This is a genomic window from Acinetobacter seifertii (assembly GCF_000368065.1).
In the GTDB taxonomy this organism is placed as follows: domain Bacteria; phylum Pseudomonadota; class Gammaproteobacteria; order Pseudomonadales; family Moraxellaceae; genus Acinetobacter; species Acinetobacter seifertii.
The window spans coordinates 2254108-2278677 of the sequence record NZ_KB851200.1 but is presented as its reverse complement, the minus strand read 5'-3'; the positions used below and the strand labels follow the sequence as shown (position 1 = coordinate 2278677).

The following is a 24570-nucleotide window of genomic DNA, read 5'->3' as shown; positions in this document are numbered from 1 at the left end:
ACATCGAGAAAAACTTCTCGATGTTCTATAAGTGTGAATTATTATAAGACATGATAAGTGGGTAGATACTTATCTTGTAATGAGAATTTAGATTTCGTGAAAGTCGGAGCATTTTCTAAATCTTTCAAGAAATTATTACGCCAATCACTCAAGTCGGTGGTTGCTAAACCTTCTATTAACTGTTCATAACGATTAATACGTTCTGCTTTAGACATCTCTAGAGCGGTTTTTAGAGTATCCATCATTGCCGCTCGATCTATTGGGTCAACAATTAAGGCCTGAGTCATTTGTTCAGCTGCACCAGCATATTTAGATAAAATTAGTACACCTGGGTTTTCTGGATCTTGAGCCGCAATATATTCTTTTGCGACCAAATTCATACCATCACGTAGTGAGCTAATCCAACAAATATCAGAATTGCGATAAATATGCATTAGGCTGTCATGTTTAACGGTGTCATAGCAGCAATCAATCGGACGCCAGTCTTCCTGTGCAAACTCTTGATTAATCAGCTCTAGCTTGGTTTTAAAGCGTTGATATAAACGTTGATAAGCAGGAATATCTGTACGTGAAGGTGTTGCAACTTGTAGATGACGTACTAGCCTATGATATTCAGGATTGGTTTCCAAGAAGGTTGCAAATGCATTGAAACGTTCAAGTAGACCTTTTGAATAATCAATACGGTCAACCCCGATAATAGTTTTTTGACGTGGAATATCTTCAAAGTTAAATACATTTGCTGTTTGAAATGCTTGTTGTGCTTGGCGCTGAATAAGTTCAGGTTGCACACCAATAGGGTAGGACTTAATCAATACCTGACGCTTTTTATAACTAATTCGGTCACTTAATATTTTTTGAGCTTCAAGTAAGCCCATGCACGTTTGCATACAGGTATTTTGATCAGCTTGAGTTTGTAGACCAACTACATCATATTGGCAAAGGTCTTGTACTAGATGTAACGCAACTGGAATTTTGCGCCAAATGTTTAAGCTTGCAAAAGGAATATGCAAAAAGAAACCGATTTTATTTTGCATTCCTAATTCGCGGCAATGACGGGCTACACTAAAAAAGTGGTAATCATGTACCCAAATAACATCATCCGGCTGAGCAATTTGTTTTAATTGTTCAGCAAATAAACGATTGACCCGTTGGTAAGTATTATATTCTTCAGCATCATATTCAATCAGATCGTCTCTATGATGCATAGCAGGCCATAAGACCTTGTTAGCAAAACCGCAGTAATACTGTGCATATTGCTGATGTGTAAGAGGGCAGGTAATGTAGTCAATTCCATGAGAATATGCCTGATCGAATTCAGGCGCTTCAGTATCGGTAATTTGTTGACCATTCCAGCCCAACCAAATACCGTTACTGTCATTTAATGCGTCTTGTACAGCTACTGCAAGGCCACCTGCTGAAGCCTTACCTGATGGCATACTTATTCGATTCGATAACACGATTAATTTAGACATATTTGTTCTCCATTCTGATCTTGACTATTTTTGACGTATAACTTTTTTATTTTTTCGAGAAAGAAAAAAAGAAAATTAGAAACGCTGTTAATATCTTTTAATCTATATTGAGCTTCTGTTTCCCCAGAACCTACTTTAATTGAAGTGCCAAATTGTTGATTAATAAATATGAAACCTGATTCATCTGTTAAGTCATCTCCTATAAATATCGGATGAATTAACGGTAAATTAAGATGATTTAATATAGTTTGAATTGCTTTGCCTTTATCTGCCTGTTTAGGTAATAATTCAACTACAAATTTTCCTCTATTTAATTTTAGTTGAGGATGAAAATATTTAACTTGTTGCATAATATAAATTGCATTATTTTCTAATTCTGGATTTTTTCGATAATGTAAAGCAATAGAATATCCTTTATCCTCAATTAATAAATCGGGATATTTTTCACAAGATTTTATAATATCTTCTTTTAATTTATTAAAATTAATATCACTTAAGTCTGGGCGAATATAAGTGTTAGAATCAAAATAAATATCTAAACCATGTAGTCCAGCTATAGGAACTTCAATAGACTGAAGCAGCTTACTAGCCGTTTCAACATCGCGACCTGTTACAGCAACCACTGGTATATTTAATTCAATAATTTTTTTTATAACTTCTAATGTAGTATTAGGAATAAAACTATGTTCAGGATGAATTTGAAATGGAGCTAATGTTCCATCAATATCTAGAAATAAACAATAATTTTTATCTGAAGGTAAGGTATTTATAATATCATTGGGTGTAACAAAATATGTATCTTTTTCTCTCCCACCAGATATTATACTTTGACTATTCATATTAACCTGCCCAATATTTTGATCATTAATTAATCTTCTATCATTAAAATGAATTAATGAGTCATTTTTTTTAATAAAAAAACATAAGTATTAACATTAATTACATTGCACAATGGATTTATGGGTGAAGTGTGGATTATGTTGTTTTTTGATTTGCTTCAATGTTTAGATAATTAAAGTTTTGTATGTTTCATATGAATAATTTAGGCTTTACTTATCAATATATTTCAGAATATTAACTACCTCTAAATGACTGATTTTACTTTGTGAAATTTAATTTTTATGTTGATTTTAAAAGATATTTAAAATTGATATTAATATATAATCTTGCAAAAGTTGGCTGTGGACAGGTATATGAAGTTACAAAATAAAATTTTATTGATTACAGGTTGGGGAGTAGGCATAGAACCTTTACAATCACTTAAATTGCACTTGGAAAAAGCTGGTTTTGAAACACAACTGATTAATATTTTTAATGTTTTAGATCGTAACTTTCAAGCACAGCTTGATTTAGTGGCTGAAGTTGATGTGGTAATAGGCTGGTCTCTAGGTGGGCAGTTAGCAACTCAACTGGTTGATATTTTTTACAAGCAAACAGGGCAAACAAAAACTTTAATTACGCTTGCTTCGAATCCTTGTTTCGTTGCTCATAATAATTGGCAAACCGCAATGCCTGCTGATGTATTTAGTCAATTTAAAGGGTCTCTTTTACAGAACCCGCAAGCCACTTTAAAGCGTTTTTATTATTTGATTACACTTGGCTCATCTCAAGCGAAACAAGATTGGTTAAACGTACAAAATATAGCAAACCCGCCGTCAAATGAACTTTTATTAGAAGGTTTGCAAATGCTTGAGCAGCTAAATGTGGTAGATAACTTGAAAAACTATTCAGGTCTACAGCTTCATCTGTTTGCTGAGCAAGACAATGTCATTCCTTGCAAAATTATCGAGAATTTTAAGGATTTCGCTACAGAAAACATAACTTATAAGTTACTAAAAGACGCTACACACGCTTTTCCGTACTTACAGGTAGAAAGAACAATTGAAGAAATCTGCCAATTTTTAACAATTCATCAGCAAAGTTAATAAGCTTTGATTGATATCGCAATTTTCTTTCATTATTAACAGGTTTAACATGTGTTCAATGAGAGATTTGAACGCTGTAAAAGGGTATAGAGGATGACCGATAATTTTGATTTGGAACATATTTGGCATCCATATACTTCAATGACCCAACCGTTACCAACATTCAAAGTTAAGCGTGCTTATGGTGCGACGATTGAACTCGATGATGGTAGAACTTTAATTGATGGCATGTCCTCTTGGTGGTGTGCAATTCACGGCTATAACCATCCTGAACTCAATCAGGCAGTGACAGATCAATTACAGAACATGTCACATATCATGTTTGGCGGGTTAACTCATGATCCTGCGATTGAGCTTGGTAAAATTCTTTTAAAAATTACACCGCCAAGTCTCGATAAAATTTTCTATGCAGATTCAGGGTCGGTTGCCGTTGAAGTTGCTTTGAAAATGGCTGTGCAGTTCTGGACAGCACAAGGCCAACCACAAAAAACAAATTTTATTACTACGCGTTCTGGTTACCACGGTGATACATGGAATGCGATGTCTGTATGTGATCCAGTTACAGGCATGCATCAAATTTTTGGTACCAGCTTACCGAACCGTTTTTTCGTGGCGGCACCACAAACCAAATTCTACGAAGAATGGAATCCTCAAGATATTGCCGAGCTAGAACAAGCTATTCAGCAAAATCATGAACATCTTGCCGCACTCATTATTGAACCAATTGTTCAAGGTGCAGGGGGCATGCGTTTTTATCATCCTGAATATTTACGTCAGGCTAAGGCGCTTTGTGAGAAATATCATCTGTTATTAATTTTTGATGAAATCGCGACTGGCTTTGGTCGTACGGGTAAGCTTTTTGCGTGGGAACATGCTCAAGTCGAACCGGATATTATGTGCCTAGGTAAAGGGTTAACAGGTGGCTATATGACGTTATCTGCGACCTTAACAACAAAACATGTTGCAGAAACCATTAGTCGTGGTGAGGCTGGGGTATTTATGCACGGTCCAACCTTTATGGCCAATCCGCTTGCTTGTGCCGTTGCCTTGAAAAGTACGCAACTTTTAATTGAGCAAGATTGGCAAGCCAATATTAAGCGAATTGAGCAAGAGCTTAACCAACATTTAGTGCCTTTAAATGAGCTGGATTATGTTGCTGATGTACGAGTGCTGGGTGCAATTGGTGTAGTAGAACTCACCTTTAATGTTGATATGAAAACTTTACAGCAACAATTTGTAGACCGTGGAATCTGGATTCGCCCTTTTGGCAAACTGGTTTATGTGATGCCACCTTATGTCATTACTCAACAAGAGCTAAGCGATTTACTTGAACAATTGGTTGAAGTTGTTAAAACATTGCAGGGAGCGCATTAAGATGTCATTGCTTGATCATTTTGCTACAGAGTTAGATGAGTTAAAACAACAAGGTAACTTTAGACAATTTACCCAAAATGTGCAGCATGGCCGTTTTATCACTATTCAAAATAAAACAATGCTCAACTTAGCTTCAAATGACTATCTTGGATTGGCGGCTGATCTTAATCTTCGCCAAGAGTTTTTAGATAGCTTACCTTTGGAGCGCAGCTATTTTAGTTCTTCATCGGCTCGTTTACTGACAGGTAACTTTGAAGAATATGAACAGTTGGAAAATAGCCTAAGCCAAGCATTCGGTGGTCGGTCGGCTCTGCTATTTAATAGTGGCTATCACATGAATATTGGTATTTTGCCAGCTGTTTCTGATAGCAAAACTTTAATTTTGGCAGATAAATTAGTCCATGCCAGCATGATTGACGGTATACGTTTATCTGGTGCGCAGTATGTGCGTTATCTCCATAATGATTTACAGCACTTAGAGCAACTTCTGCAAAAATATCATGATGATGACAAGATTGAACGAATCATTGTGGTCACAGAAAGTATTTTTAGTATGGATGGTGATGAAACGGATTTAGCCGCATTAGTCCAGCTTAAAAAACGTTTTGCTAAAACCATGCTTTATGTCGATGAGGCACACTCAATTGGTGTACGTGGTCAGCAAGGTTTGGGATGTGCTGAACAATATAATGTCATTCAAGAAATTGACTTTTTAGTAGGCACATTAGGTAAAGCATTAGCAGCAGTCGGTGGTTACATTATTTGCCATCCTATTATTAAAGATTATCTCATTAATAAAATGCGTCCGCTTATTTTTAGTACAGCTCAACCTCCGATTGTTATGGCTTGGACAAATTTTATATTACAAAAAGTATTGGTTGCTCGGCCTCAGCGTGAACACTTAGAAAATATTAGCCAATATCTTCAAAAAGCTGTTATAGAAAAGGGTTATGTAAGTCCTTCGACTAGTCATATTATTCCAGTGATGGTGGGAGAAAGTCAGGCTGCTATTGATAAGGCAAAACATGTTCAAGAATGCGGCTTTTATGCTATGCCTGTACGTCCACCAACAGTACCTAAAAATAGTTCACGTTTGCGTATTTCTTTAACGTCAATGGTCGAACAACACGAGCTTGAAGCACTGGTGAGTTTTCTGTGAGTCTGAATAAAAACTTAGTTGCCGAGCGTTTTGCTAAAGCAGGGCAAAGCTATTCAGAGCATGCGGTTGTTCAAAAACAAATTTGCCAAAATTTAACGGGCTTACTAAAGCAGTTTTGTCCAAGTACGATGTCACGTGTTTTTGAAATTGGTTGTGGTTCTGGCAATTTAACTCGTCTGCTTGTTGACGCTTTTCAATTTGAAGATTTAATTTTGAATGATCTGTACTCAGAGGTGCAGGTGCACTTCAATCATCAAGAGCATTTAAAATGGCTAATTGGAGATGTTGAAATATTAGAACTTCCTCAACAGCTCGATATGATTGTTTCAGGTTCTGCTTTGCAATGGATGCAAGATTTACCGCGTTTGCTTAAGCGTTGTAATGACGCTTTAAATGACAGTGGTTGGCTATGCTTTTCAACATTTGGCCCTAAGAACCTATTTGAAATTAAAGAGCTAACTGGACAAGGTTTAAGTTATTGGAATCTTGAAAGTTGGAACAATACCTTAACTCAGGCTGGTTTTGAAGTTTTGCATTTATCTGAATCAGAAACTCAGCTCTATTTTGATTCGCCTAAAGCTGTATTACAACATTTGAAAGCAACAGGTGTAACGGCAACCGCTCAACATCGTTGGACCAAGCAAACTTTACAGCAGTTTTATCAAGATTATGATCGGTTTAAGCAGGCCGAGGGATATGCCCTAACATACCATCCGATTTATTGTATTGCCCGGAGAGTGAAGTAAATGAGTGGTCAGATCTATTTTGTCAGTGGGATTGATACCGAAATTGGTAAAACTTACGCGACAGGTTTTTTAGCAAAATTATGGACTGAGCAAGGTAAAAAAGTAATTACCCAGAAACTCATTCAAACAGGTAATGCTGATATTTCTGAAGACATCGAGAAGCATCGTGAAATTATGGGACAAGGTTGGTTTCAGGAAGATCACGATAAGCTGACTATGCCTGAAATCTTCAGCTATCCAGCTTCACCTCATTTAGCAACACGCTTGGATAATAGAGAAATTGATTTTCAAAAAATTGAAAATGCAACTCAAACATTGGCTGAGCGATTTGAAATTGTATTGTTAGAAGGTGCAGGTGGGTTAATGGTGCCATTAACCACCAGTCTACTCACAATTGATTATGTGGCTCAGCATCAGTTCCCTGTTATTTTGGTAACATCAGGTCGTTTAGGAAGTATTAACCATACTTTACTTAGTCTTGAGGCGCTTAAGTCTCGTGGGCTGAAATTAAAGGCTCTAGTTTATAATCTAAAAGATGAATCAAAAGATCCATTAATTTCGCAAGATACTTCAAATTATTTGAAAGATTATTTAGCTATTCACTTTCCAGAAGCAGAGTGGATTGAATTGGCAAAAATGAGTTAATTCGACAACAAACTATAAAAAAACCGCTCTAATTTGAGCGGTTTTTGATTTAAAAGTTGATCTTAGAACTTTTTAAATCCACGGTTAAGACCAGTCGATTTACGCTGATTACCAGTGTTTGCTGGTGCTTCTTTTTCATCATCACGACGTTGTTGACGTAAATAGCCACCACGACGCGCTGCCATTGGCTTTTCAGTCATACGGTCAGTACGACGTTTCGCCATACCAAATAAGCCTGTACCTTGACGCGGTTTTAACTCAACAGATTTTGCTAAGTTGTCGATATCAGTTTTGTCGAGTTCCATCCAACGGCCAGTACGTAATTCACGTGGTAAAATCACAGTACCGTAGCGAGTACGTAATAAACGGCTTACTTTAAGGCCTTGTGATTCAAAAATACGGCGTACTTCACGGTTACGACCTTCTTTCACCACAACTTGATACCAGCGGTTAATACCTTCACCACCAATTTCAGAGAAAGACTCGAACTTGGCTGGGCCATCTTCAAGCTCTACACCATTCACCATGTTTTGACGTAGTTTTGGTGTTACTTCACCCATTACACGTACAGCGTATTCACGTTCAATTTCATTAGATGGGTGCATTAAGCGGTTAGCAAGTTCACCATCATTTGTAAATAATAATAAACCTGTACTGTTAATATCCAGACGACCTACCATTACCCAGCGGTCATTTGCAATTTGTGGTAAATGATCAAATACAGTTGGACGTTTTTCAGGATCATTACGTGAACAGATTTCACCTTCAGGTTTATAATAAATCAGTACACGACGACGAATTTCGTCTTCGATTTGAAACTGAACTTTACGACCATCAATGCGTAATTCATCGCCTGGTTCAATGCGTTCACCCACTTGGGCAACGCTGCCGTTTACACTCACGCGTCCTGCGGCAATAACCTCTTCCATATATCGACGGGAACCTAATCCGATTCGCGCTAATACTTTTTGCAATTTTTCACTCATGACAGCACAACCTTAGACATAATGATCAACAGTCCACCTCTTTATGATTTCGGTGCATTTGCATCGAGAGCCATAAATGCTTCCTTGGCGTTCTGTAGGGGAGGCAATTGGCCTAAAGAGGCTAGACCAAAAGCATTCAGAAATTGAGGCGTTGTAATTAGCAACGCAGGTCTTCCGGGTAAATCTCTAAAACCGGCTTCTTTAATCCAGTTCCAGTCAAATAGCGTTCTGAGAATCTGACTATTATTAGATACACCACGAATTTGTTCAATATCAGCACGCGTGACTGGTTGATGATACGCAATGACAGCCAACGTTTCTAGTAAAGATGGCGACAGTTTTGTTGGTCGCTCTGGCCAAATCTGCGCAATAATATTGCGATATTTGGATCTTACCTGAAAACGAAAGCCTTGCGCAGTTTCTATCAACTCAATAGAGCGGCCATGTTGTAAGAGGGCAAGCTGTTGTAAAAGTTGACGAAGCTGTTGTTTGTTATATTGATTATTAAAAGCTTCTTTTAAACGAGCAATCGAAACAGGTGCTTCACTGGCAAAAATAATCGCTTCAAGTTGCAATAAAACTTCGTGATGAATGTCAGCTAATGACAAATCGGTATTATTTTGTTCAAAACTCATGCCGCAGACCCTTGAATAGCCAATGGAGCTTCAACACCTGTCGCAATAATTTTAATCTTTTGTTGTCGGGTTAACTCTAACACAGCCATAAAAGTTACAACCATGCCCATACGGCCTTGTTGCGGATTCAGTAATTCTTTAAAACTTAACACGTCGCCTGACTCTAATTTCTCTTCAATATATGCAATCCGTTCTTCTAACAGTACAGGCTCTTGTGCAATTGTATGTGTTACAGGTTCTGGGCGGTTAAATACGCAAAACAAAGCATCATGTAACGCCGAAACATCATAACCTTCATAAACAGGTGCGATATGACCTAAACTTACATTGGCACTAAATGTATCACGGTCAAGAACCGGCATTTGCCCTAAACGCTCAGCAGCTTGCTTAATACGTAAATAAGTCTCAAGGCGATCAATAAGATCCTGTTTAGGATCTTTTTCAATACTAATAACTGTTGGCTTAGGTAAAAGTAAGCGAGATTTCAAATCGGCCAATAAAGCAGCCATGACCATGTAGTCGGCAGTCAGCTCAATATTTAAGGATTTCATGCTATCCATATAAGCTAAATATTGAGTTGCAATAGGGGCGATATCGAGCTGAACCAAATCGAAACCGTTTTTCTGAATCAGATAAATTAAAAAGTCGAGCGGTCCTTCAAACTGTTCAAGTAAAATCTCGAAGGCAGCTGGAGGAATATAAAGATCTTCAGGAATCGTGTCGTGCCACTCATCTAAAACACGGATGTGTGGAACGTCTTCCATGGATTGATGAAGTGATTGGTTCATTACGATTATAAGCCACGCGAATTTTCAAAAGCATGAGACTTGTTTTCAAGTCAATAAGAGCTGTAGCAGAAGAACAGCAGATAGTGCAAAACATTCTAAAGGAATTGTGACTTTTAATAAATTGCTTAACGACTAAAGTGTAAAAAAAATCCAAACTAAATAAAGAGTATTTTTTTTCTTGATAATACTTTTTTTTAACTGTTGGTAAAAAGGGGAATAAGTGCTTATTCGAAAGCACTTACGTCTCCTGCACCATGACGGATAACTTCTGGATGTTCACCCGATAAATCAACAATACTGGTGGTTGTCAAAGTTCCGAACCCACCATCAATAAATACATCAATCCGTTTAGCTAACTGATTTTCAATATCGTAAGGATCATCAAGAGGGTCTTCGTGTCCTGGTAAAATTAGTGTACTTGTCAGTAAAGGTTCACCAAGTTCTTTTAATAAAGCCTGACAAATTGGGTTACTTGGAATACGTAAACCAATCGTTTTCTTTTTAGGATGCATTAACCTGCGTGGAACTTCACTGGTTGCGGGTAAAATAAAAGTCGTAACAGCAGGTGTATTTGCCTTTAATAATCTATAAGTCGCATTATCAACTTTTGCATAAGTCGCGATATCTGATAAATCACAGCACATAATCGCGTATTGATGCTTAGGGCCTAAATCACGAATCTGAGCAATACGTTCCATGGCATTTTTATTACCAATCTGGCATCCGATTGCATAAGCAGCATCGGTAGGGTAGACCACAACATCGCCTGCACGAATACGCTCAACCGCTTGATCAATGAGGCGTTGCTGTGGATTTTCAGGATGTACATGTAAATGCAGCATATTTTAGAGACTCCATCACGCCAGTATTAAAAATAGTATTAGACTTTTCAAACTTGGGAAGCAAGTAGCTTACGTAGTTTTTTTGTCATTTAATCAAGGAGTTCACGTTTAAATTCACTTGATTGTAACGCTGCACCTGCTCGCGTACATTGGCAAATACATTCAATGAATCGCGCTGCATCAACAGGTAGTTTAGCTTCTCCAGAAAAATAGCGTTGTACTTGTGTATAAACATTATCTTTAAACTTTTTGCCATCTCCGCCATCACCTGTCAGGTTGTCGAGCGAGACTCTAAATTTTCTGCTAAAAGAATGGGAAAATAACCATTCAATCGCTTGCGGCTTAATTTCCACCTGTTCAAATAAATCTTGCTGTTCTTTAGTTCGACCATCTGGGGCGTACCAATACCCTAAATCAGGCAACAGACGACGTTTTGCGCCTGCAATTGTCCAATGGCTAATTTCATGCAGGGCACTATTGAAAAAACCATGGGCAAATTGAATTTTGGCTGGCTCATGTTCGTTTGCTGGGAAATATTCTGGTTCAAATTCTCCACGAACTAATGTCACATTATGGTGGGAAAACCAGTGATTAAAGTGTAAAATAAGCCAATCAACTTGCTCAGACTCTAATTTTGAGCTTGGCCATGGTGAGAGTTGCACCACGTCAGGTAAAAGAGTGTTTTGGTGAGTTGAATGGGTGCAAACGAGTAATGAAGTGTTAACTTCAGGTTGCGGCTGCAACAGGTGCATTGCTTAATTTACCCCGAGTTCTGTCTAAAGAAGTACAAAATTGTATCTTAATCTTTGACAGAGTACCGATGAATTTGTAGAATTGCCGCCTTAATTATGTCAGCAAATACCTTTCCGGCACAGATTGAGCCGTTTAAATGGGCTGAGCAAGGCTTTACATGGTCAGGTCAACTGCCATTGTCTCGTCTTACTCGTATTGCTCGTGAAGCTGTTGGATCAATTGATAACCAATTGATCAACATAGACTGTAAGCTATCAATGGATGCCTATCATCGCATTGTGTGGTTAGATGGTCATATGGAAACAAAAGTTCCAATGGAGTGCCAACGTTGTTTGGAACCTGTTGAAATGCCAATTGTTTCTGACTTTCATATTGCACTTGTAGATGATGAGTCACTGATAGAGCGCTTGGATGAGGATGCTGATTTCATCGTTTTAGGTGAAAGTGAGTCTTCGACAAAAGGTGATTTTGATACACCTGCTTCGATTAACTTGCTCGCATTACTAGAAGATGAACTGTTATTGTTGATGCCTTTATCTCCCAAGCATGATGCTTGTGAACATAAACATCAACCTACCATTCAGAACGTTGTCGAAGAGAAACGGGATAACCCGTTTGATGTTTTGGCAGGTTTGAAGGGTAAACTTAACTCATAATTTGTGTTATGATTATGAGATAAGACAACTGAATTTGTTCTGATCCATTTTTTCGATCTTTGTAAGGAGCCATCATGGCCGTTCAGCAAAACCGTAAAAGTCGCTCTCGCCGTGACATGCGCCGTTCACATGACGCTTTAACCGAGAATGCATTAACAGTAGACCAAGCAACTGGTGAAACTCATCGTCGTCACCACGTGACTAAAGACGGTTTCTACCGTGGTCGCCAATTATTCGCTAAAGCAGCTGATGCTGAATAATTGCATGATATGCATTAAGCGTGATGCTTAAGTATAGAAAAAATGGGAGCGAAAGCTCCCTTTTTTTGTTGTTTTTCGCAATTATAAATATACAAATTAAATGTTAAATTTCCGCTCCAGAGAAATGAGTGAAAACCCAAAAAGGATTTCTTATGTCTGCTAAACGTCTTGAACAAGTAGCTTTAGCCACAAAAACTGCATTTGTGTTTCCGGGTCAAGGTTCACAAAAAGTTGGTATGCTCGCTGAACTCGCAGAACAGTTTAGTGGAGTTGGGCAAACTTTTGCTGAAGCTTCAGACGCGCTAGGATTTGATCTTTGGCATATTGCGCAAAGTGGTGAAGGTTTAGACCAAACACAAAACACCCAACCTGTATTATTAACTGCTAGCATCGCTTTATGGCGTCTTTGGTTAGATTTGGGTGGTTTAGCACCTAAATACCTTGCTGGTCACTCTTTAGGTGAATACAGCGCTTTAGTTGCAGCGGGTTCAATGAGTTTGGCAGATGCAGTTAAATTAGTTAATTTGCGTGGAAAACTCATGCAAAGTGCTGTTCCTCAAGGGGAAGGTGCGATGGCTGCAATTCTTGGTTTGGCCGATGATAAAGTAGTTGAACTATGCCAGAGTGTAACTGCATCAGGTCAAGGTTCAGTTGAAGCTGCAAATTATAATTCACAAGGTCAGGTTGTAATTGCGGGCAGTACTGCATCTGTACAGCAAGTGATGGCATTAGCAAAAGAACAATCTGCTAAAGCAATTGCTTTACCAGTTTCTGTACCTTCGCATTGTTCATTGATGAAGCCTGCTGCAGAAAAATTTGCAGAAGCTTTGGAACAAACTGCCATTGAGCTACCTACCATTCCTGTAATACAAAATGTCAACGCGGGAATTGCTACCGATGTTGCTCAATTACGTCAGGCATTAACAGCACAATTGTACGAGTCTGTGCAATGGACACGTACCATGCAGTCTCTTCAAGACCAAGGTATTCAGTACATTGTTGAATGTGGTCCTGGTACAGTATTGAGTAATCTCGCAAAGCGTTTACCAAATATCGAAAAAGCTTTTTCTATTGATAGTAAGAGCAAAATGGAAGATGCCCTAAATGCTGTTTTAGTGGCAGAAGGAAAAATTGCATGACACAAGAACGCAAAGTTGCATTAGTAACGGGCGCGAGTCGGGGCATTGGCGCTGCAATTGCCCAGCAACTTATTCAAGACGGTTATTTTGTCGTAGGTACTGCGACTTCTGAATCTGGTGCACAAAAGCTAACAGATAGCTTTGGTGAACAAGGTGCAGGTTTGGCGCTAGACGTGCGTAATCTCGATGAGATTGAAGCAGTAGTGTCTCATATTGAACAGAATTATGGTCCTGTACTTGTTCTCGTTAACAATGCAGGTATTACGAAAGACAATTTGTTGCTTCGTATGTCTGAAGATGATTGGGATGACATTCTCAATATCCACCTTAAAGCCGTTTATCGTTTATCTAAACGCGTACTTAAGGGCATGACGAAAGCACGTTTTGGTCGAATTATTAATATCAGTTCTGTTGTTGCTCATTTTGCAAACCCAGGCCAAGCAAACTACTCTGCTGCTAAAGCAGGTATTGAAGCATTCAGCCGTAGCCTTGCAAAAGAGATGGGTAGCCGCCAAATCACTGTAAACAGTGTGGCACCAGGTTTTATTGCAACAGAAATGACAGATGCACTTAGTGAAGACATTCGCAAAAAAATGAGTGATCAAGTGGCTTTAAATCGTTTAGGTGAGCCACAAGATATCGCAAATGCGGTGAGTTTCCTTGCAAGTGATAAAGCAGGTTACATTACCGGTACGGTATTACATGTAAATGGTGGTTTATACATGGCCTAACGCCGATGTATAAACTTTTAAAAATTTTTATATTCAATTAAACTAGTGGCAAATCAAACGCCACAAGCAATGAGGAGAATTCCTGTGAGCGATATCGAACAACGCGTTAAACAAGCAGTTGCAGAACAACTTGGTCTTAAAGCTGAAGAGATTAAAAACGAAGCATCTTTCATGGATGACTTGGGTGCTGACTCTTTAGATTTAGTTGAACTTGTTATGTCTTTCGAAAATGACTTCGACATCACTATCCCTGATGAAGATTCTAACGAAATCACTACAGTTCAATCTGCAATTGACTATGTAACTAAAAAACTTGGTTAATTCGCATATTGCTGATTAAAAAGAAGGCCACCGTAAGGTGGCTTTTTTTATTTACTCAAAATCATTGATAGAGATACATATTTTTACAAGATCAACCTCAATTGATAGCAGAGGTGTCTCTTTTTTCAAGTATAACAATAAAGGTCAGTTTAATGACTTTACTATAAACAATAATATGAGGACTAAAAGATGGGTCTTTTTGATTTTGTAAAAGGTATTGGTAAGAAAAATACCGCACCAGCAGAACCACAACCAGCTCCAGCAACACCAGCAGAACCTTCTGCACAAGAAGTGGCAAATAAATTATTAGGATTAATTAAAAGTTTAGGCTTAGGAGTGGAAGGCCTATCTGTAACATATAATGGTTCAACTGATACTGCGACGCTTCATGGTCAAGTACAAAGCCAAGCAGACAAAGAAAAAATTATTCTTATTGTTGGTAACGTAGACCACGTTGCGCAAGTAGATGATCAAATGACGGTTGCTACTCCTGAGCCAGAAAGTAAATTTTATACGATAAAATCAGGTGATAATCTTTCAAAAATTGCGAAAGAATTTTATGGTGATGCCAACCAATATCAAAAAATCTTTGAAGCAAACAAACCAATGCTAAAAGATCCAGATGAGATTTTCCCTGGACAAGTTTTACGTATTCCTCAGTAATTGGAATAAATAAAAAGGCGCTTAAAACGCCTTTTTATTTGGTTGTTAAAATCGTTTTGGAATCTTTTGTCCATTAGGTACAGGCGTTTCAGCATTTTTTAAAACACCAAATAGCCATGTTTCTGCATGCTGTACTGCAATTTTTAAAGAATCACCCAAAGCTAAACGACCTGCGATAAAGCTTGCTAATGAACAACCTGAGCCGTGATATTCACCTTCAAGGCGAGGGCAATTACTACTCGCTGCAAGTTCACCATCAATATATAAATTATTTTTAATGAAGTCAGGGGTATCTTCGTGACCGCCTTTTACTAATACAGCTTGAGCACCCATTTGAAATAGCTTTTCTGTTGCTTGTTCTAAATCATCAACACCTGTTAATGCACGTAATTCGACTGTATTTGGCGTAATAAGAGTCGCTAGGGGAATCAGTTCAACAAATGCTTTAACTAAAGTTGCTTGGTCTCCTAACGAACCACCACTGTTTGCAACTAAAACAGGGTCAAGTACATATTGATAGTCAGGATGAACACGTAAAAATTCAGCAAGTGCAGCAATATTATCTGTGGTGCCAAGCATACCTGACTTAACACATTTAATGGGTAAGTCATCTACCACGGCATTTGCTTGAGCTAGTAATAGTTCTTTTGAGGTTGCTTCAAAGCCAAATACTTGTTGTGAGTTTTGAATGGTGAGGGCAGTACATGCAATTGCTGCATGGGCACCACTTTGTCCAATTGCTTCGATATCGGCTTGTAAACCTGCACCACCTGAAGGGTCTAAACCCGAGAAACAAAGTACGGTTGGACGCACGGTTATTTCCTTTTCAATTTAAATTTACGTTAGTATAAGAGAGTTTGATTAAACTCTCGACCAATTGAACTAAATACTTTACTGGGTTAATGATTGAATGGCTATAAAACATATTTTGATTGATTTAGATGGAACCTTAACAGACCCTAAAGTTGGTATCCATACTTCAATTCGCTATGCAATGGACAAGCTTGGCTATCCATTAGCTGCCGATTTAAATATTGATTGGACCATTGGCCCGCCTTTAAAACCATCACTTGCAAAATTATTGGCTACTCAAGATGATGATTTAGCTGAACAAGCTTTATTGGCTTATCGTGAGCGTTTCTCGGTCATTGGTCTGTTTGAAAATGAAGTATATCCATCTGTAGTACAAACACTGAGTGCTTTAAAAGACGAAGGATATCGTTTATTTGTTGCTACTGCTAAACCAACGATTTATGCGAAACGAATTTTAGATCATTTTGAATTAAGTCAATATTTTGTACATATTTATGGAAGTGAATTGACAGGTGAGCGGACCAATAAAGCTGAGCTTATTCATTATATTCTTGAGCATGAGCAATTAAATCCTGAAGAGTGTTTAATGGTAGGTGACCGTCAATATGATGTTTTAGGTGCGCGTCACAATGGTATTGAGGCGGTAGCTGTGACTTATGGTTATGGAACAGCAGAAGAACTTGCTCAAGTACAGCCAAAAGCGATGATTAATCAGTTCTCTGAACTTTTGGACTATATTGAAGAACTGGCAGCACAAAAGAAAGTTTCTTAAATATAAATAAGTTTTAATTTATAGGTTTGGCTTTGATCTAAAGCCAAACCTTTTTTATTTAAATACCGTGTTGTTGACGGTATTGAACAAGTTCTTCAATCGTAATCACGGTTAAGTGATGAGTTTGTGCATATGCTAAAACTTGAATGCCTGATGCCATAGTGCCATCTGGATTAGTCAATTCACATAACACGCCAGCAGGTTTGAGACCAGCTAATCTGGCTAGATCAATAGTCCCCTCAGTATGACCACGTCGAGTAAGTACGCCACCATTACGTGCACGTAATGGGAAAACGTGACCAGGACGGTTTAAGTCACTTGCAACAGCACCATCTTTAATAGCAGTTTTAATCGTTGTTACACGGTCTTTAGCAGAAACACCAGTTGTAACGCCTTGAGCAGCTTCAATGGTCACTGTAAATGCAGTATGAAACTGACTTGAGTTTTGAGAAACCATTGGAGGGAGTTCAAGGTGATCTGCTAATTCTTCTGTCAGACATAAACATACAATACCTGAGCCATCACGAATCATACGTGCCATGGTCTCAACAGTTAGCGTTTCAGCTGCAACAATTAAATCTGCTTCATTTTCACGGTCAAAGTCATCCATAACCAAGACAGGTTTGCCTTGACGGATATCTTCTAATGCTTGTTGAATGCGTTGTTCAGCAGGAGAGAGGGCTGAGAAAAAAAGTTCTGGTTGAATTAAGCTAGACATAATGAAACGCTCTCGTAAAAATACGGTTGAACATTTCAGGACTGATGTAAAAACAGGCTGGCACTGAAATAAAACGGATTTATCCCAGTTCGTCGTCTTCTTTCATCCGGACTATACCGTCGGCTTTGGAATTTCACCAAATCTGCTCAAATTACATAATTTAAGCTCGTGGGCTTGTTAATTTATATATGAAAATTAACTTTACCACCGGTGGGGAATTACACCCCGCCCTGAAGCGATGGGTTTTATTATAGCGCGCTTGAAGAAATTGGCTAGATGCTTTTGTAGAATGCTAAGTCTCATTATGAATAAGTATTTTTAGAAATCGAAATAGGTTTTTTAACAAGAGCTTACTTGTTGGTTTTAAAAGTGAATGCTATGTTTTTTATAGAAAATTATAAATAAAACAGGTTTTTTTATGCAGATTAGAGACTATTATCCCTTTAGGAATACTTTATTTATTCAGCATCTCCATATTTTTAGTTATCTATTTATGGCGGTAAGTATTCTGTATTTGATTGCTGCTAACTGGTTGATGCTTCCTGATAGCATTCAACTCAGCATTCCACCTGTTATATTACTTGTCACCGCTTGGGTGAGCGTAACAGATACCTTAAGCGAGGGAGTTCGGCAGACCTTACATGGTATTTGTGGTTTGATGGTCGGTTTGAGTTTGGCTGTAATAGGACAAGTTTATCAAACAGGTGCAGACAGTTATTTATTGTTCTTGATTTGGACTTTGCTTTTATTACCTTGGTTATATCGACCCAATATTGGTATTTTTACTTTAGTTTGCATTACCAGCCAACTTACACTTTTTTTATTTTTTCGACAGACTTTTTGGGCAGAAAAATTTCCTTATTTATATCTATTCACTCTAAATTTATTAAGCCTTATCGAGTTTTGGATCTGTATAAAGAAGTATCGTGCATTACGTTTTGTTTTTATCGCTTGGTTTACTGTCATTTCAATCATTGGAATGATTCAATACTTATCGAATACAAATATTCCTTATCTGATCTCGGCTTTCTTTTTAGGAATAATCGCTTTTTATTATTTCTTCAAAAAAAATGATCAATTATGTGCCAGTTTAATGGCTGCTGTTCTTGGCGTGACTGCAACAATATGGCTTGTAGATGGGATTAATCATTTATTTAAAGATTCTAATGAGTTCATTTTTTTACTGATTGCGGGTATTATTTTTACTTGGTTTGCACTTATTAGTTATTTCTTAATAAGAATTTTTCGCCAAAGCCGTTTTTATGTCATTCCTTTAGCAATTGGTGCTTGGCTTGCTGGTTTAGCACTTGCAGCATTTACACTCGTATTTTGGGAGACTATTTCTTTAATTATTGGCATCATCTTTGTTGCTATAGCTATAACTTTACTAACAAAATCTCAAAATTATTTCATTCGGCAATTTGCATATTGTTTATTTATTAGTGGCCAAACTGCTTTTTTATTCCATCTTGGATCTGAAACAAATCAAATTTTATGGGTGTTGATTGCCCAAATTTTTATTCTATGTATTAGTTATTTTCTTAAGCCTCATTGGTTCTTTATTTTAATTCAAATGCTCGCAACTTATGGAATAGCATTTTTCTATCTATTGCAACTAGACCATTCAATATGGTCAGTAAACTCTGTTCAAACTTATTTTAATTTAAATTTACTTAACTATTTGATCTTTAGCTTAGTACTGCTGATAGGGAGTAAAGCAATTGTATCGTATGAGCGGAGTATTTTCTTAAGTGTGCTGGCCGTTGTGTTGGTGAGCTCATTCTTTGATAATTTTATAGGGCTTGAATTGATTAATTCAGTTGATCAACCATTTTGGTTTTTCTATGTCTTACCAAGTCTATGGTTATTGTTATTTAGTTTTTTCTATCTATATAGGCAGCTTCAAACTATAACTTTTTTTGCTTTTCTCTTTTTTGGAATATTGCTTATTGCACTTGGCTATTTTGAAGTGTTCATTCTATTTGTAATTTTGACATGGGCCTTAAAAACTAAAGATCGCATTGTTTATGGTGTTACGCTCTTTGTATTCGCCTTTGTGTTTTGGCAACTTTATTACAGTTTGCAATTAAGTTTTCTAGCTAAAAGTGCATCAATCTTGGTGTCAGGAATTATATTGTTGGCTTTATATGGGTTGCTCTTACAAGAAGCTAAGAACAACTTTGTTGAGGGAGAAAATTAATGAAAAAGTATTTCTCTCTTATTCTTGCAATAGTCACTGTATTAGTTTTTACGGGTTTGATTGCGAAAAATGAATGGCATCTACATCAGAGTAAAAGTATTTTTATTAAGCTTAAGCCAGTTGACCCTCGCTCTATTTTACAAGGCGACTACATGGCGCTGGCGTATGAATTAAATTTACAATCTCTTAAATCACCATCAGGAAGCGAAGGTGATGCTTTAGATCAAGTGATTTTTAATCATGCCAATATTCCAGCAAAAGTTATTTTAGATTCACAAAATCGAGTAATTCGTACAATTTTATACACTAATAATTCATCTGCTGGGCAAAGCTTAATTTTAAAAAATCCTGAAAATCGTTTGCAGGCTTTGTACCCAGCTTCTAGAAGCTTCTTATTTGCCGAAGGTCTAGCTCATTGCTATGAAAAAGCAAAATACGCTGAATTTAAGGTAAATATAAAGGGTGAGGCAATTCTGTTTGATTTGCGAGGAGAAGAGCTACAATCTTTAAATTGTAAGCAGCAGCAAAGTTGGTGGAAGGGTGCGTTTAAGAGTTTATAGACACTATAAAAAAAAGCCCGTATTACAGGCTTTCTTGTTTTTTTAATCTTTAATTAGGCAACTTGTACAGGAATGCAGTTCGCTGTGTGGTTGACTGTATTATTTGGATTTGCATAGACCAAACGTGGTTTGTGAGCATTTGCTTCAGCTTCTGTGAAGTCACCAAACGTAGCAATAATAACTAAATCACCAACATCTGCTTGGTGAGCAGCACCACCGTTTACTGAAATAATGCCAGAGTTGTCTTCACCACGGATCGCGTAAGTTGTGAAGCGCTTGCCATTAGTTACGTTCCAAACGTGGATTTCTTCGTATTCACGAATACCAGCTAAATCCATCAATACGCCATCAATTGCACAAGAACCTTCATAGTGAAGTTCAGCATGGGTTACAACTGCACGGTGAATTTTGCATTTTAATAAACGAGATAGCATGGCTAGCGTCTCCTGAGTAGACCTAAGAAGATCTTATAGTGAAATCTTTTGCCTTTGCCGTTCTGGCAAGGTGGCTGATGCGCATTTTGCTCCTAAAAAAGCAAGATAGCAAGCTTGATTGTTCAACAATTTAAGCTGGTTTATACGCATTAATTTGGTTCATAGCTTGTGATACCTGTCCTTGAACAAGTAACTTCACTTTAGAGAGAGCATGATCAATTGCTCCGTCCATTAAGCTTTGTTCACTGCTTGGCGCTTTTCCAAGTACATGCCCAGAAACTCTTTCTTTTGAACCTGGATGTCCAATACCAATTCGTAAACGATGAAAGTTTGGACCAATATGTGGGACAATATCACGTAAACCGTTATGACCACCGTGCCCACCGCCTGTTTTAAGACGAATTACACCAGGATTCATATCAAGTTCATCATGAGCAATCAGAATTGCTTCAGGAGCAATTTGATAGAATTTTGAGAAAGGAACAACACTTTGACCGGAACGGTTCATATACGTCGTTGGTAGAAGTAAGCGAACATCATGCCCCTCTATATTACCACGACCACTGATTCCGTGAAATTTTGGATCATTTTTTAATGTAATGCCATATTTATCTGCAAGCTGTTCAACGAACCAAAAACCTGCATTATGGCGGGTTTGGGCATATTCTGAACCAGGATTGCCCAAACCAACAATTAGCGAAATATTTGACACTAATTTACGCCTTTAAACACTTATGCGCGTTTGAAGTCAGCGTGCATAGGAGTGTTTTTAGATGGGTGACGTTGTAACGCTTGGATTTTAACGTTTTCAACTTTGTCGCCCACTTTGATTTCTACAACTTCTTCAAAGAAAGCATTGCTTTCTAAAGCTTTTACAAGCTCACGAAGTTCTAAAGTTACACTTACAGGCTCAGCGTTACCGCCGTAGATGATAGCTGGAACTAAAGATTCGCGACGAAGGCGGCGGCTCGCACCTTTCCCTTGTTTGTCTTCAGCACGCGCTTGAGCGTTGAATACGAAGTTTGCCATGAGATAAATCCTCATTAAAGATTAAATAAACTAAACTTGCGACCAGTTTAGTGATAGAAAACCCCAGCCAAAGCCAGGGTTAAGAAAAGCTGCAATATTATAAACTATCGAACATCGCGCTGATAGATTCTTCGTTATTAATACGACGAATCGTTTCAGCAACCATGCTAGCAACAGAAACTTGGCGAATTTTACCTAAGTTCAATGCTTCTTCAGAAAGAGGAATTGTGTCAGTTACAACTAACTCATCAATGACTGAGTTACGTAAGTTCTCAATTGCTTTACCTGAAAGTACAGGGTGAGTTGCATAAGCAACAACACGACGTGCACCAAATTGTTTAAGCGCATCAGCTGCTTTACACAATGTACCAGCAGTATCAACCATGTCATCTACAATAACGCAATCACGATTTTTTACGTCACCAATCAAGTGCATAACTTGCGACTCATTGGCTTTTTGACGACGTTTGTCGATGATTGCTAAATCGATATCACCCATCTGTTTGGCAACAGCACGAGCACGTACTACACCACCAACGTCAGGAGAAACCACCATAAGGTTATCATGCTGTTGTTGACGTAAGTCAGCAAGCAAAGCAGGAGTACCATAGATGTTGTCGACTGGAATATCGAAGAAACCTTGGATTTGGTCAGCATGTAAGTCAATCATTACGACACGATCAATACCAACAGTGGTAAGCATGTCTGCAACAACTTTAGCTGTAATCGGCACACGTGCAGAACGTGGACGACGGTCTTGGCGAGCATAACCAAAATAAGGGATAACAGCGGTAATACGACCAGCACTTGCACGACGCAAAGCATCTGCCATAACCAAGATTTCCATAAGGTTATCATTGGTAGGGGCACAAGTAGGCTGAACGATAAATACGTCTTTACCACGAACATTTTCAGTAATTTCTACTGAAATTTCTCCATCAGAAAAGTGACCGACTGATGCAGCACCTAGAGGGATATGTAAGTGACTTACGACTTTTTGAGCGAACTGTGGATGAGCATTTCCACTAAAAACGACAAGATTGGGCATGAAGCACCCTTGGCGGTTGGTATGTAATGAAGTAGATGGCAGGGGCGGCTGGATTCGAACCAACGGATGCCGAGATCAAAACCCGGTGCCTTACCACTTGGCGACGCCCCTAATGCGGCAGAACTTTAATATTTTTGCAATGCAATGTCAAGGATAATCAACAAAAAGCAAGGCAATTAAGTCTGTCTTTAAAATAAGAAGAATGGCAGGGGCGGCTGGATTCGAACCAACGGATGCCGAGATCAAAACCCGGTGCCTTACCACTTGGCGACGCCCCTAAATTTGATGATATATAATGGCAGGGGCGGCTGGATTCGAACCAACGGATGCCGAGATCAAAACCCGGTGCCTTACCACTTGGCGACGCCCCTAATATAATCATCATTACAGGTGAAATTGGCAGGGGCGGCTGGATTCGAACCAACGGATGCCGAGATCAAAACCCGGTGCCTTACCACTTGGCGACGCCCCTAACTTGTAACCTTAAAATGATTAAGAGGAGATTCTTTTAAACTATTTACCACATAAGCTTTACATGGTGAATGCTTAAGAATGTCATCAATATTCATTTCATTTGTTACTTCAGTAAAAACACAAGCACCTGTACCTGTAAGCTTTGCTTGACCAAACTGATCAAGATATTGCATTGCTTCTTCAACTTCAGGGTATAACTTTCTAGCCAAAGGCTCAAAGTTATTTCCAAAATTAGAAGGTTCTAACTGATAGGCGCAAAATTTAGTGGTCTTAGAGTCTCTTGTCAATGTTTTTTGTGAAAAAAGCAATTGAGTGCTGATAAAACAATCAGGTTTTAAAATAATGAACTGTTTTTGATCTAAGTCTATGAATGATAAATGTTCACCTATGCCTTCAGCCCATGCATTTTTACCATAAATAAAAATAGGAACATCGGCACCGAGCTTTACGCCATAGTCAGCAAGTTCATCCTGACTTAGTCCACATTGCCATAATTGATTTAAAACAATGAGGGTTGTAGCTGCATTAGAGGAACCTCCGCCTAAACCTGCGCCCATTGGAATATTTTTCTCAATTTTGATGTGTAGACCAGAGAGTTTTTTTGCATGCGGTTTAAGTATTTGAGCAGCTTTATAAATCAGATTTTGTTCAAGTTGGACCTCTCCTAAACCCTCAATCTGGATTTCATCTTTATCAATAAGAGAAAAAGTCATCCAGTCATATAAATCAATGAGTTGGAAAATGGTTTGTAATTCATGGTAACCATTTTCACGACGTCCTGTGATATGTAAAAACAGGTTGAGCTTAGCTGGAGAGGGAACTCGAATCATAGATTTAAATAATTAGATTTAACGGTTTTGGATGACCATTGTAATACGGTTTTCTTTATCTTCAGCAAGTGCCTGCTTCAAAACCAGTTTATTTGGCAAAGTTTGTTCGCCATCATAACTAAAATTGACTGTCCAACCATCTTCGATGATTTGGCTCACACGATTTGCATTATCTTTGCTAATTTGGGCATTTAAAGTTGCTGGCTTTGCTAAAATCCAACTGGTTAAATGAGTAATGGGTGCTTGCCAACCTGTAGCACGTTCTAAAAGTTCTTCAGATGATGTGGCTGTAATCACGCCAGTTTTAGCACTGTTTAAAGTAACTTCACCTGGTTTACCCTGAATTTGTGTCTTTCCGACACCTAAAATGCCACTTAATTCGATATCAAAATTATCTTGCTGCTGAACCCATGTGAAGAATGCACTACCACTTTGCTGTGGGGTGCGTACTCCAATTTTACCTTGTAAGTTGAAATGTTTTTCATCTTGCACTTGGTGGGAAATTGCGGGTTTGGGCTGAGTAAAATGCTGACAACCGGTTAAAAATAACACACTTGATCCACAGATCGCTGTGCACAGTTGGGCAAATTTGCTCAT

At 38.2% G+C, this 24570-nt stretch carries 29 protein-coding genes, 4 tRNA genes and 1 riboswitch; of the genes, 14 read left to right on the top strand and 19 right to left on the bottom strand.

The features are described 5' to 3' along the window. Positions 1 to 41: 41 nt before the first annotated feature. Both F985_RS18230 and otsB read right to left on the bottom strand, forming a co-directional pair. Positions 42 to 1472, bottom strand: coding sequence for an alpha,alpha-trehalose-phosphate synthase (UDP-forming) (locus F985_RS18230; protein WP_004703412.1), 1431 nt, complete (start codon positions 1470 to 1472; stop codon positions 42 to 44). Beyond that, a complete protein-coding gene (gene otsB, locus F985_RS18225) occupies positions 1460 to 2311 on the bottom strand; it encodes a trehalose-phosphatase (protein ID WP_004703411.1) in 852 nt (283 codons plus the stop codon). Before otsB ends, F985_RS18230 begins: the two co-directional genes overlap by 13 nt. 354 nt (positions 2312 to 2665) lie before the next feature. Here otsB and F985_RS18220 point away from each other — a divergent pair, with 354 nt between their 5' ends. From F985_RS18220 to bioD, 5 genes are all read left to right on the top strand, one after another. Further along, positions 2666 to 3397 (top strand): alpha/beta hydrolase family protein, encoded by a 732-nt coding sequence (locus F985_RS18220; RefSeq protein ID WP_004703409.1) that lies wholly within the window; start codon positions 2666 to 2668, stop codon positions 3395 to 3397. A 93-nt stretch (positions 3398 to 3490) separates the two neighbouring features. Further along, positions 3491 to 4771: an adenosylmethionine--8-amino-7-oxononanoate transaminase gene (gene bioA, locus F985_RS18215; RefSeq protein ID WP_004703408.1), complete on the top strand. Its 1281-nt coding sequence runs from the start codon at positions 3491 to 3493 to the stop codon at positions 4769 to 4771. Between the two features lies 1 nt (position 4772). Next, on the top strand, positions 4773 to 5930 hold the full coding sequence (locus F985_RS18210) for an 8-amino-7-oxononanoate synthase (protein ID WP_004703407.1): 1158 nt from the start codon (positions 4773 to 4775) through the stop codon (positions 5928 to 5930). Then, a complete protein-coding gene (gene bioC, locus F985_RS18205) occupies positions 5927 to 6676 on the top strand; it encodes a malonyl-ACP O-methyltransferase BioC (protein WP_004703406.1) in 750 nt (249 codons plus the stop codon). Before F985_RS18210 ends, bioC begins: the two co-directional genes overlap by 4 nt. Beyond that, entirely contained in the window at positions 6677 to 7321 is a 645-nt protein-coding gene (bioD, locus tag F985_RS18200) for a dethiobiotin synthase (RefSeq protein ID WP_004703405.1), read from the top strand. Between the two features lie 62 nt (positions 7322 to 7383). On the opposite strand, the gene rluB is transcribed toward bioD, so the two are convergent. The 5 genes from rluB to F985_RS18175 all read right to left on the bottom strand — a co-directional run bounded on the left by rluB (position 7384) and on the right by F985_RS18175 (position 11324). Further along, on the bottom strand, positions 7384 to 8307 hold the full coding sequence (gene rluB, locus F985_RS18195; protein WP_004703404.1) for a 23S rRNA pseudouridine(2605) synthase RluB: 924 nt from the start codon (positions 8305 to 8307) through the stop codon (positions 7384 to 7386). Positions 8308 to 8348: 41 nt separating this feature from the next. Next, complete coding sequence (gene scpB, locus F985_RS18190; RefSeq protein WP_004703403.1) at positions 8349 to 8942, bottom strand: SMC-Scp complex subunit ScpB; 594 nt, start codon at positions 8940 to 8942, stop codon at positions 8349 to 8351. Then, entirely contained in the window at positions 8939 to 9730 is a 792-nt protein-coding gene (locus F985_RS18185) for a segregation and condensation protein A (protein WP_031944538.1), read from the bottom strand. Before F985_RS18185 ends, scpB begins: the two co-directional genes overlap by 4 nt. A 224-nt stretch (positions 9731 to 9954) precedes the next feature. Continuing rightward, entirely contained in the window at positions 9955 to 10572 is a 618-nt protein-coding gene (locus tag F985_RS18180; RefSeq protein WP_004703401.1) for an L-threonylcarbamoyladenylate synthase, read from the bottom strand. A gap of 89 nt (positions 10573 to 10661) precedes the next feature. Beyond that, a complete protein-coding gene (locus tag F985_RS18175) occupies positions 10662 to 11324 on the bottom strand; it encodes an elongation factor P hydroxylase (protein WP_004703399.1) in 663 nt (220 codons plus the stop codon). 96 nt (positions 11325 to 11420) lie between these two features. Here F985_RS18175 and F985_RS18170 point away from each other — a divergent pair, with 96 nt between their 5' ends. From F985_RS18170 to lysM, 6 genes are all read left to right on the top strand, one after another. Continuing rightward, on the top strand, positions 11421 to 11981 hold the full coding sequence (locus F985_RS18170; RefSeq protein ID WP_004703397.1) for a YceD family protein: 561 nt from the start codon (positions 11421 to 11423) through the stop codon (positions 11979 to 11981). Positions 11982 to 12055: 74 nt separating this feature from the next. Continuing rightward, the gene (gene rpmF, locus F985_RS18165) at positions 12056 to 12241 is read left to right on the top strand and encodes a 50S ribosomal protein L32 (protein WP_000290730.1); all 186 of its coding nucleotides are present in this window, start codon (positions 12056 to 12058) and stop codon (positions 12239 to 12241) included. 152 nt (positions 12242 to 12393) lie between these two features. After that, positions 12394 to 13380 (top strand): ACP S-malonyltransferase, encoded by a 987-nt coding sequence (gene fabD / locus F985_RS18160; RefSeq protein ID WP_004703394.1) that lies wholly within the window; start codon positions 12394 to 12396, stop codon positions 13378 to 13380. Next, complete coding sequence (fabG, locus tag F985_RS18155) at positions 13377 to 14111, top strand: 3-oxoacyl-ACP reductase FabG (RefSeq protein WP_000191300.1); 735 nt, start codon at positions 13377 to 13379, stop codon at positions 14109 to 14111. Before fabD ends, fabG begins: the two co-directional genes overlap by 4 nt. A gap of 84 nt (positions 14112 to 14195) precedes the next feature. Continuing rightward, entirely contained in the window at positions 14196 to 14432 is a 237-nt protein-coding gene (gene acpP, locus F985_RS18150; protein WP_001279871.1) for an acyl carrier protein, read from the top strand. Positions 14433 to 14621: 189 nt separating this feature from the next. Beyond that, positions 14622 to 15095, top strand: coding sequence for a peptidoglycan-binding protein LysM (gene lysM, locus F985_RS18145; RefSeq protein ID WP_004703391.1), 474 nt, complete (start codon positions 14622 to 14624; stop codon positions 15093 to 15095). Between the two features lie 45 nt (positions 15096 to 15140). Here lysM and F985_RS18140 read toward each other — a convergent pair whose 3' ends face one another. After that, on the bottom strand, positions 15141 to 15908 hold the full coding sequence (locus tag F985_RS18140; RefSeq protein ID WP_004703390.1) for a hydroxymethylpyrimidine/phosphomethylpyrimidine kinase: 768 nt from the start codon (positions 15906 to 15908) through the stop codon (positions 15141 to 15143). Positions 15909 to 16005: 97 nt separating this feature from the next. Here F985_RS18140 and F985_RS18135 point away from each other — a divergent pair, with 97 nt between their 5' ends. Continuing rightward, a complete protein-coding gene (locus tag F985_RS18135; RefSeq protein WP_004703388.1) occupies positions 16006 to 16680 on the top strand; it encodes an HAD-IA family hydrolase in 675 nt (224 codons plus the stop codon). Positions 16681 to 16738: 58 nt separating this feature from the next. Here the strand turns inward: F985_RS18135 and ribB are convergent, their stop codons facing one another. Further along, on the bottom strand, positions 16739 to 17398 hold the full coding sequence (gene ribB, locus F985_RS18130) for a 3,4-dihydroxy-2-butanone-4-phosphate synthase (RefSeq protein WP_000096537.1): 660 nt from the start codon (positions 17396 to 17398) through the stop codon (positions 16739 to 16741). Positions 17399 to 17488: 90 nt separating this feature from the next. Then, a riboswitch (FMN riboswitch) is annotated at positions 17489 to 17639 on the bottom strand. Positions 17640 to 17816: 177 nt separating this feature from the next. Here ribB and F985_RS18125 point away from each other — a divergent pair. Next, positions 17817 to 19598, top strand: a complete 1782-nt coding sequence (locus F985_RS18125) for a DUF2157 domain-containing protein (protein WP_004703385.1) — start codon at positions 17817 to 17819, stop codon at positions 19596 to 19598. Then, positions 19598 to 20158 carry a GDYXXLXY domain-containing protein gene (locus tag F985_RS18120; protein ID WP_004703383.1) on the top strand — a complete coding sequence of 187 codons (561 nt, stop codon included), beginning with the start codon at positions 19598 to 19600 and terminating at the stop codon, positions 20156 to 20158. The genes F985_RS18125 and F985_RS18120 overlap by 1 nt, the downstream gene beginning before the upstream one ends. A 53-nt stretch (positions 20159 to 20211) precedes the next feature. Here the strand turns inward: F985_RS18120 and panD are convergent, their stop codons facing one another. The 10 genes from panD to lolB form a co-directional block, all read right to left on the bottom strand. Then, the gene (gene panD, locus F985_RS18115; RefSeq protein ID WP_004703382.1) at positions 20212 to 20592 is read right to left on the bottom strand and encodes an aspartate 1-decarboxylase; all 381 of its coding nucleotides are present in this window, start codon (positions 20590 to 20592) and stop codon (positions 20212 to 20214) included. A gap of 130 nt (positions 20593 to 20722) precedes the next feature. Further along, a complete protein-coding gene (gene pth, locus F985_RS18110) occupies positions 20723 to 21304 on the bottom strand; it encodes an aminoacyl-tRNA hydrolase (RefSeq protein WP_002050315.1) in 582 nt (193 codons plus the stop codon). Positions 21305 to 21324: 20 nt separating this feature from the next. Further along, complete coding sequence (gene rplY, locus F985_RS18105; protein WP_002050375.1) at positions 21325 to 21621, bottom strand: 50S ribosomal protein L25; 297 nt, start codon at positions 21619 to 21621, stop codon at positions 21325 to 21327. Between the two features lie 97 nt (positions 21622 to 21718). Beyond that, on the bottom strand, positions 21719 to 22669 hold the full coding sequence (locus F985_RS18100) for a ribose-phosphate pyrophosphokinase (RefSeq protein WP_004703381.1): 951 nt from the start codon (positions 22667 to 22669) through the stop codon (positions 21719 to 21721). A 36-nt stretch (positions 22670 to 22705) separates the two neighbouring features. Next, positions 22706 to 22780 (bottom strand) — tRNA-Gln (locus F985_RS18095). 92 nt (positions 22781 to 22872) lie between these two features. After that, positions 22873 to 22947: transfer RNA gene (locus tag F985_RS18090), tRNA-Gln, on the bottom strand. 18 nt (positions 22948 to 22965) lie between these two features. Continuing rightward, positions 22966 to 23040: transfer RNA gene (locus tag F985_RS18085), tRNA-Gln, on the bottom strand. Between the two features lie 26 nt (positions 23041 to 23066). Further along, positions 23067 to 23141 (bottom strand) — tRNA-Gln (locus tag F985_RS18080). Continuing rightward, complete coding sequence (gene ispE / locus F985_RS18075; protein ID WP_004703380.1) at positions 23140 to 23973, bottom strand: 4-(cytidine 5'-diphospho)-2-C-methyl-D-erythritol kinase; 834 nt, start codon at positions 23971 to 23973, stop codon at positions 23140 to 23142. Before ispE ends, F985_RS18080 begins: the two co-directional genes overlap by 2 nt. An 18-nt stretch (positions 23974 to 23991) precedes the next feature. Further along, positions 23992 to 24570 carry a lipoprotein insertase outer membrane protein LolB gene (gene lolB / locus F985_RS18070; protein ID WP_004703379.1) on the bottom strand — a complete coding sequence of 193 codons (579 nt, stop codon included), beginning with the start codon at positions 24568 to 24570 and terminating at the stop codon, positions 23992 to 23994.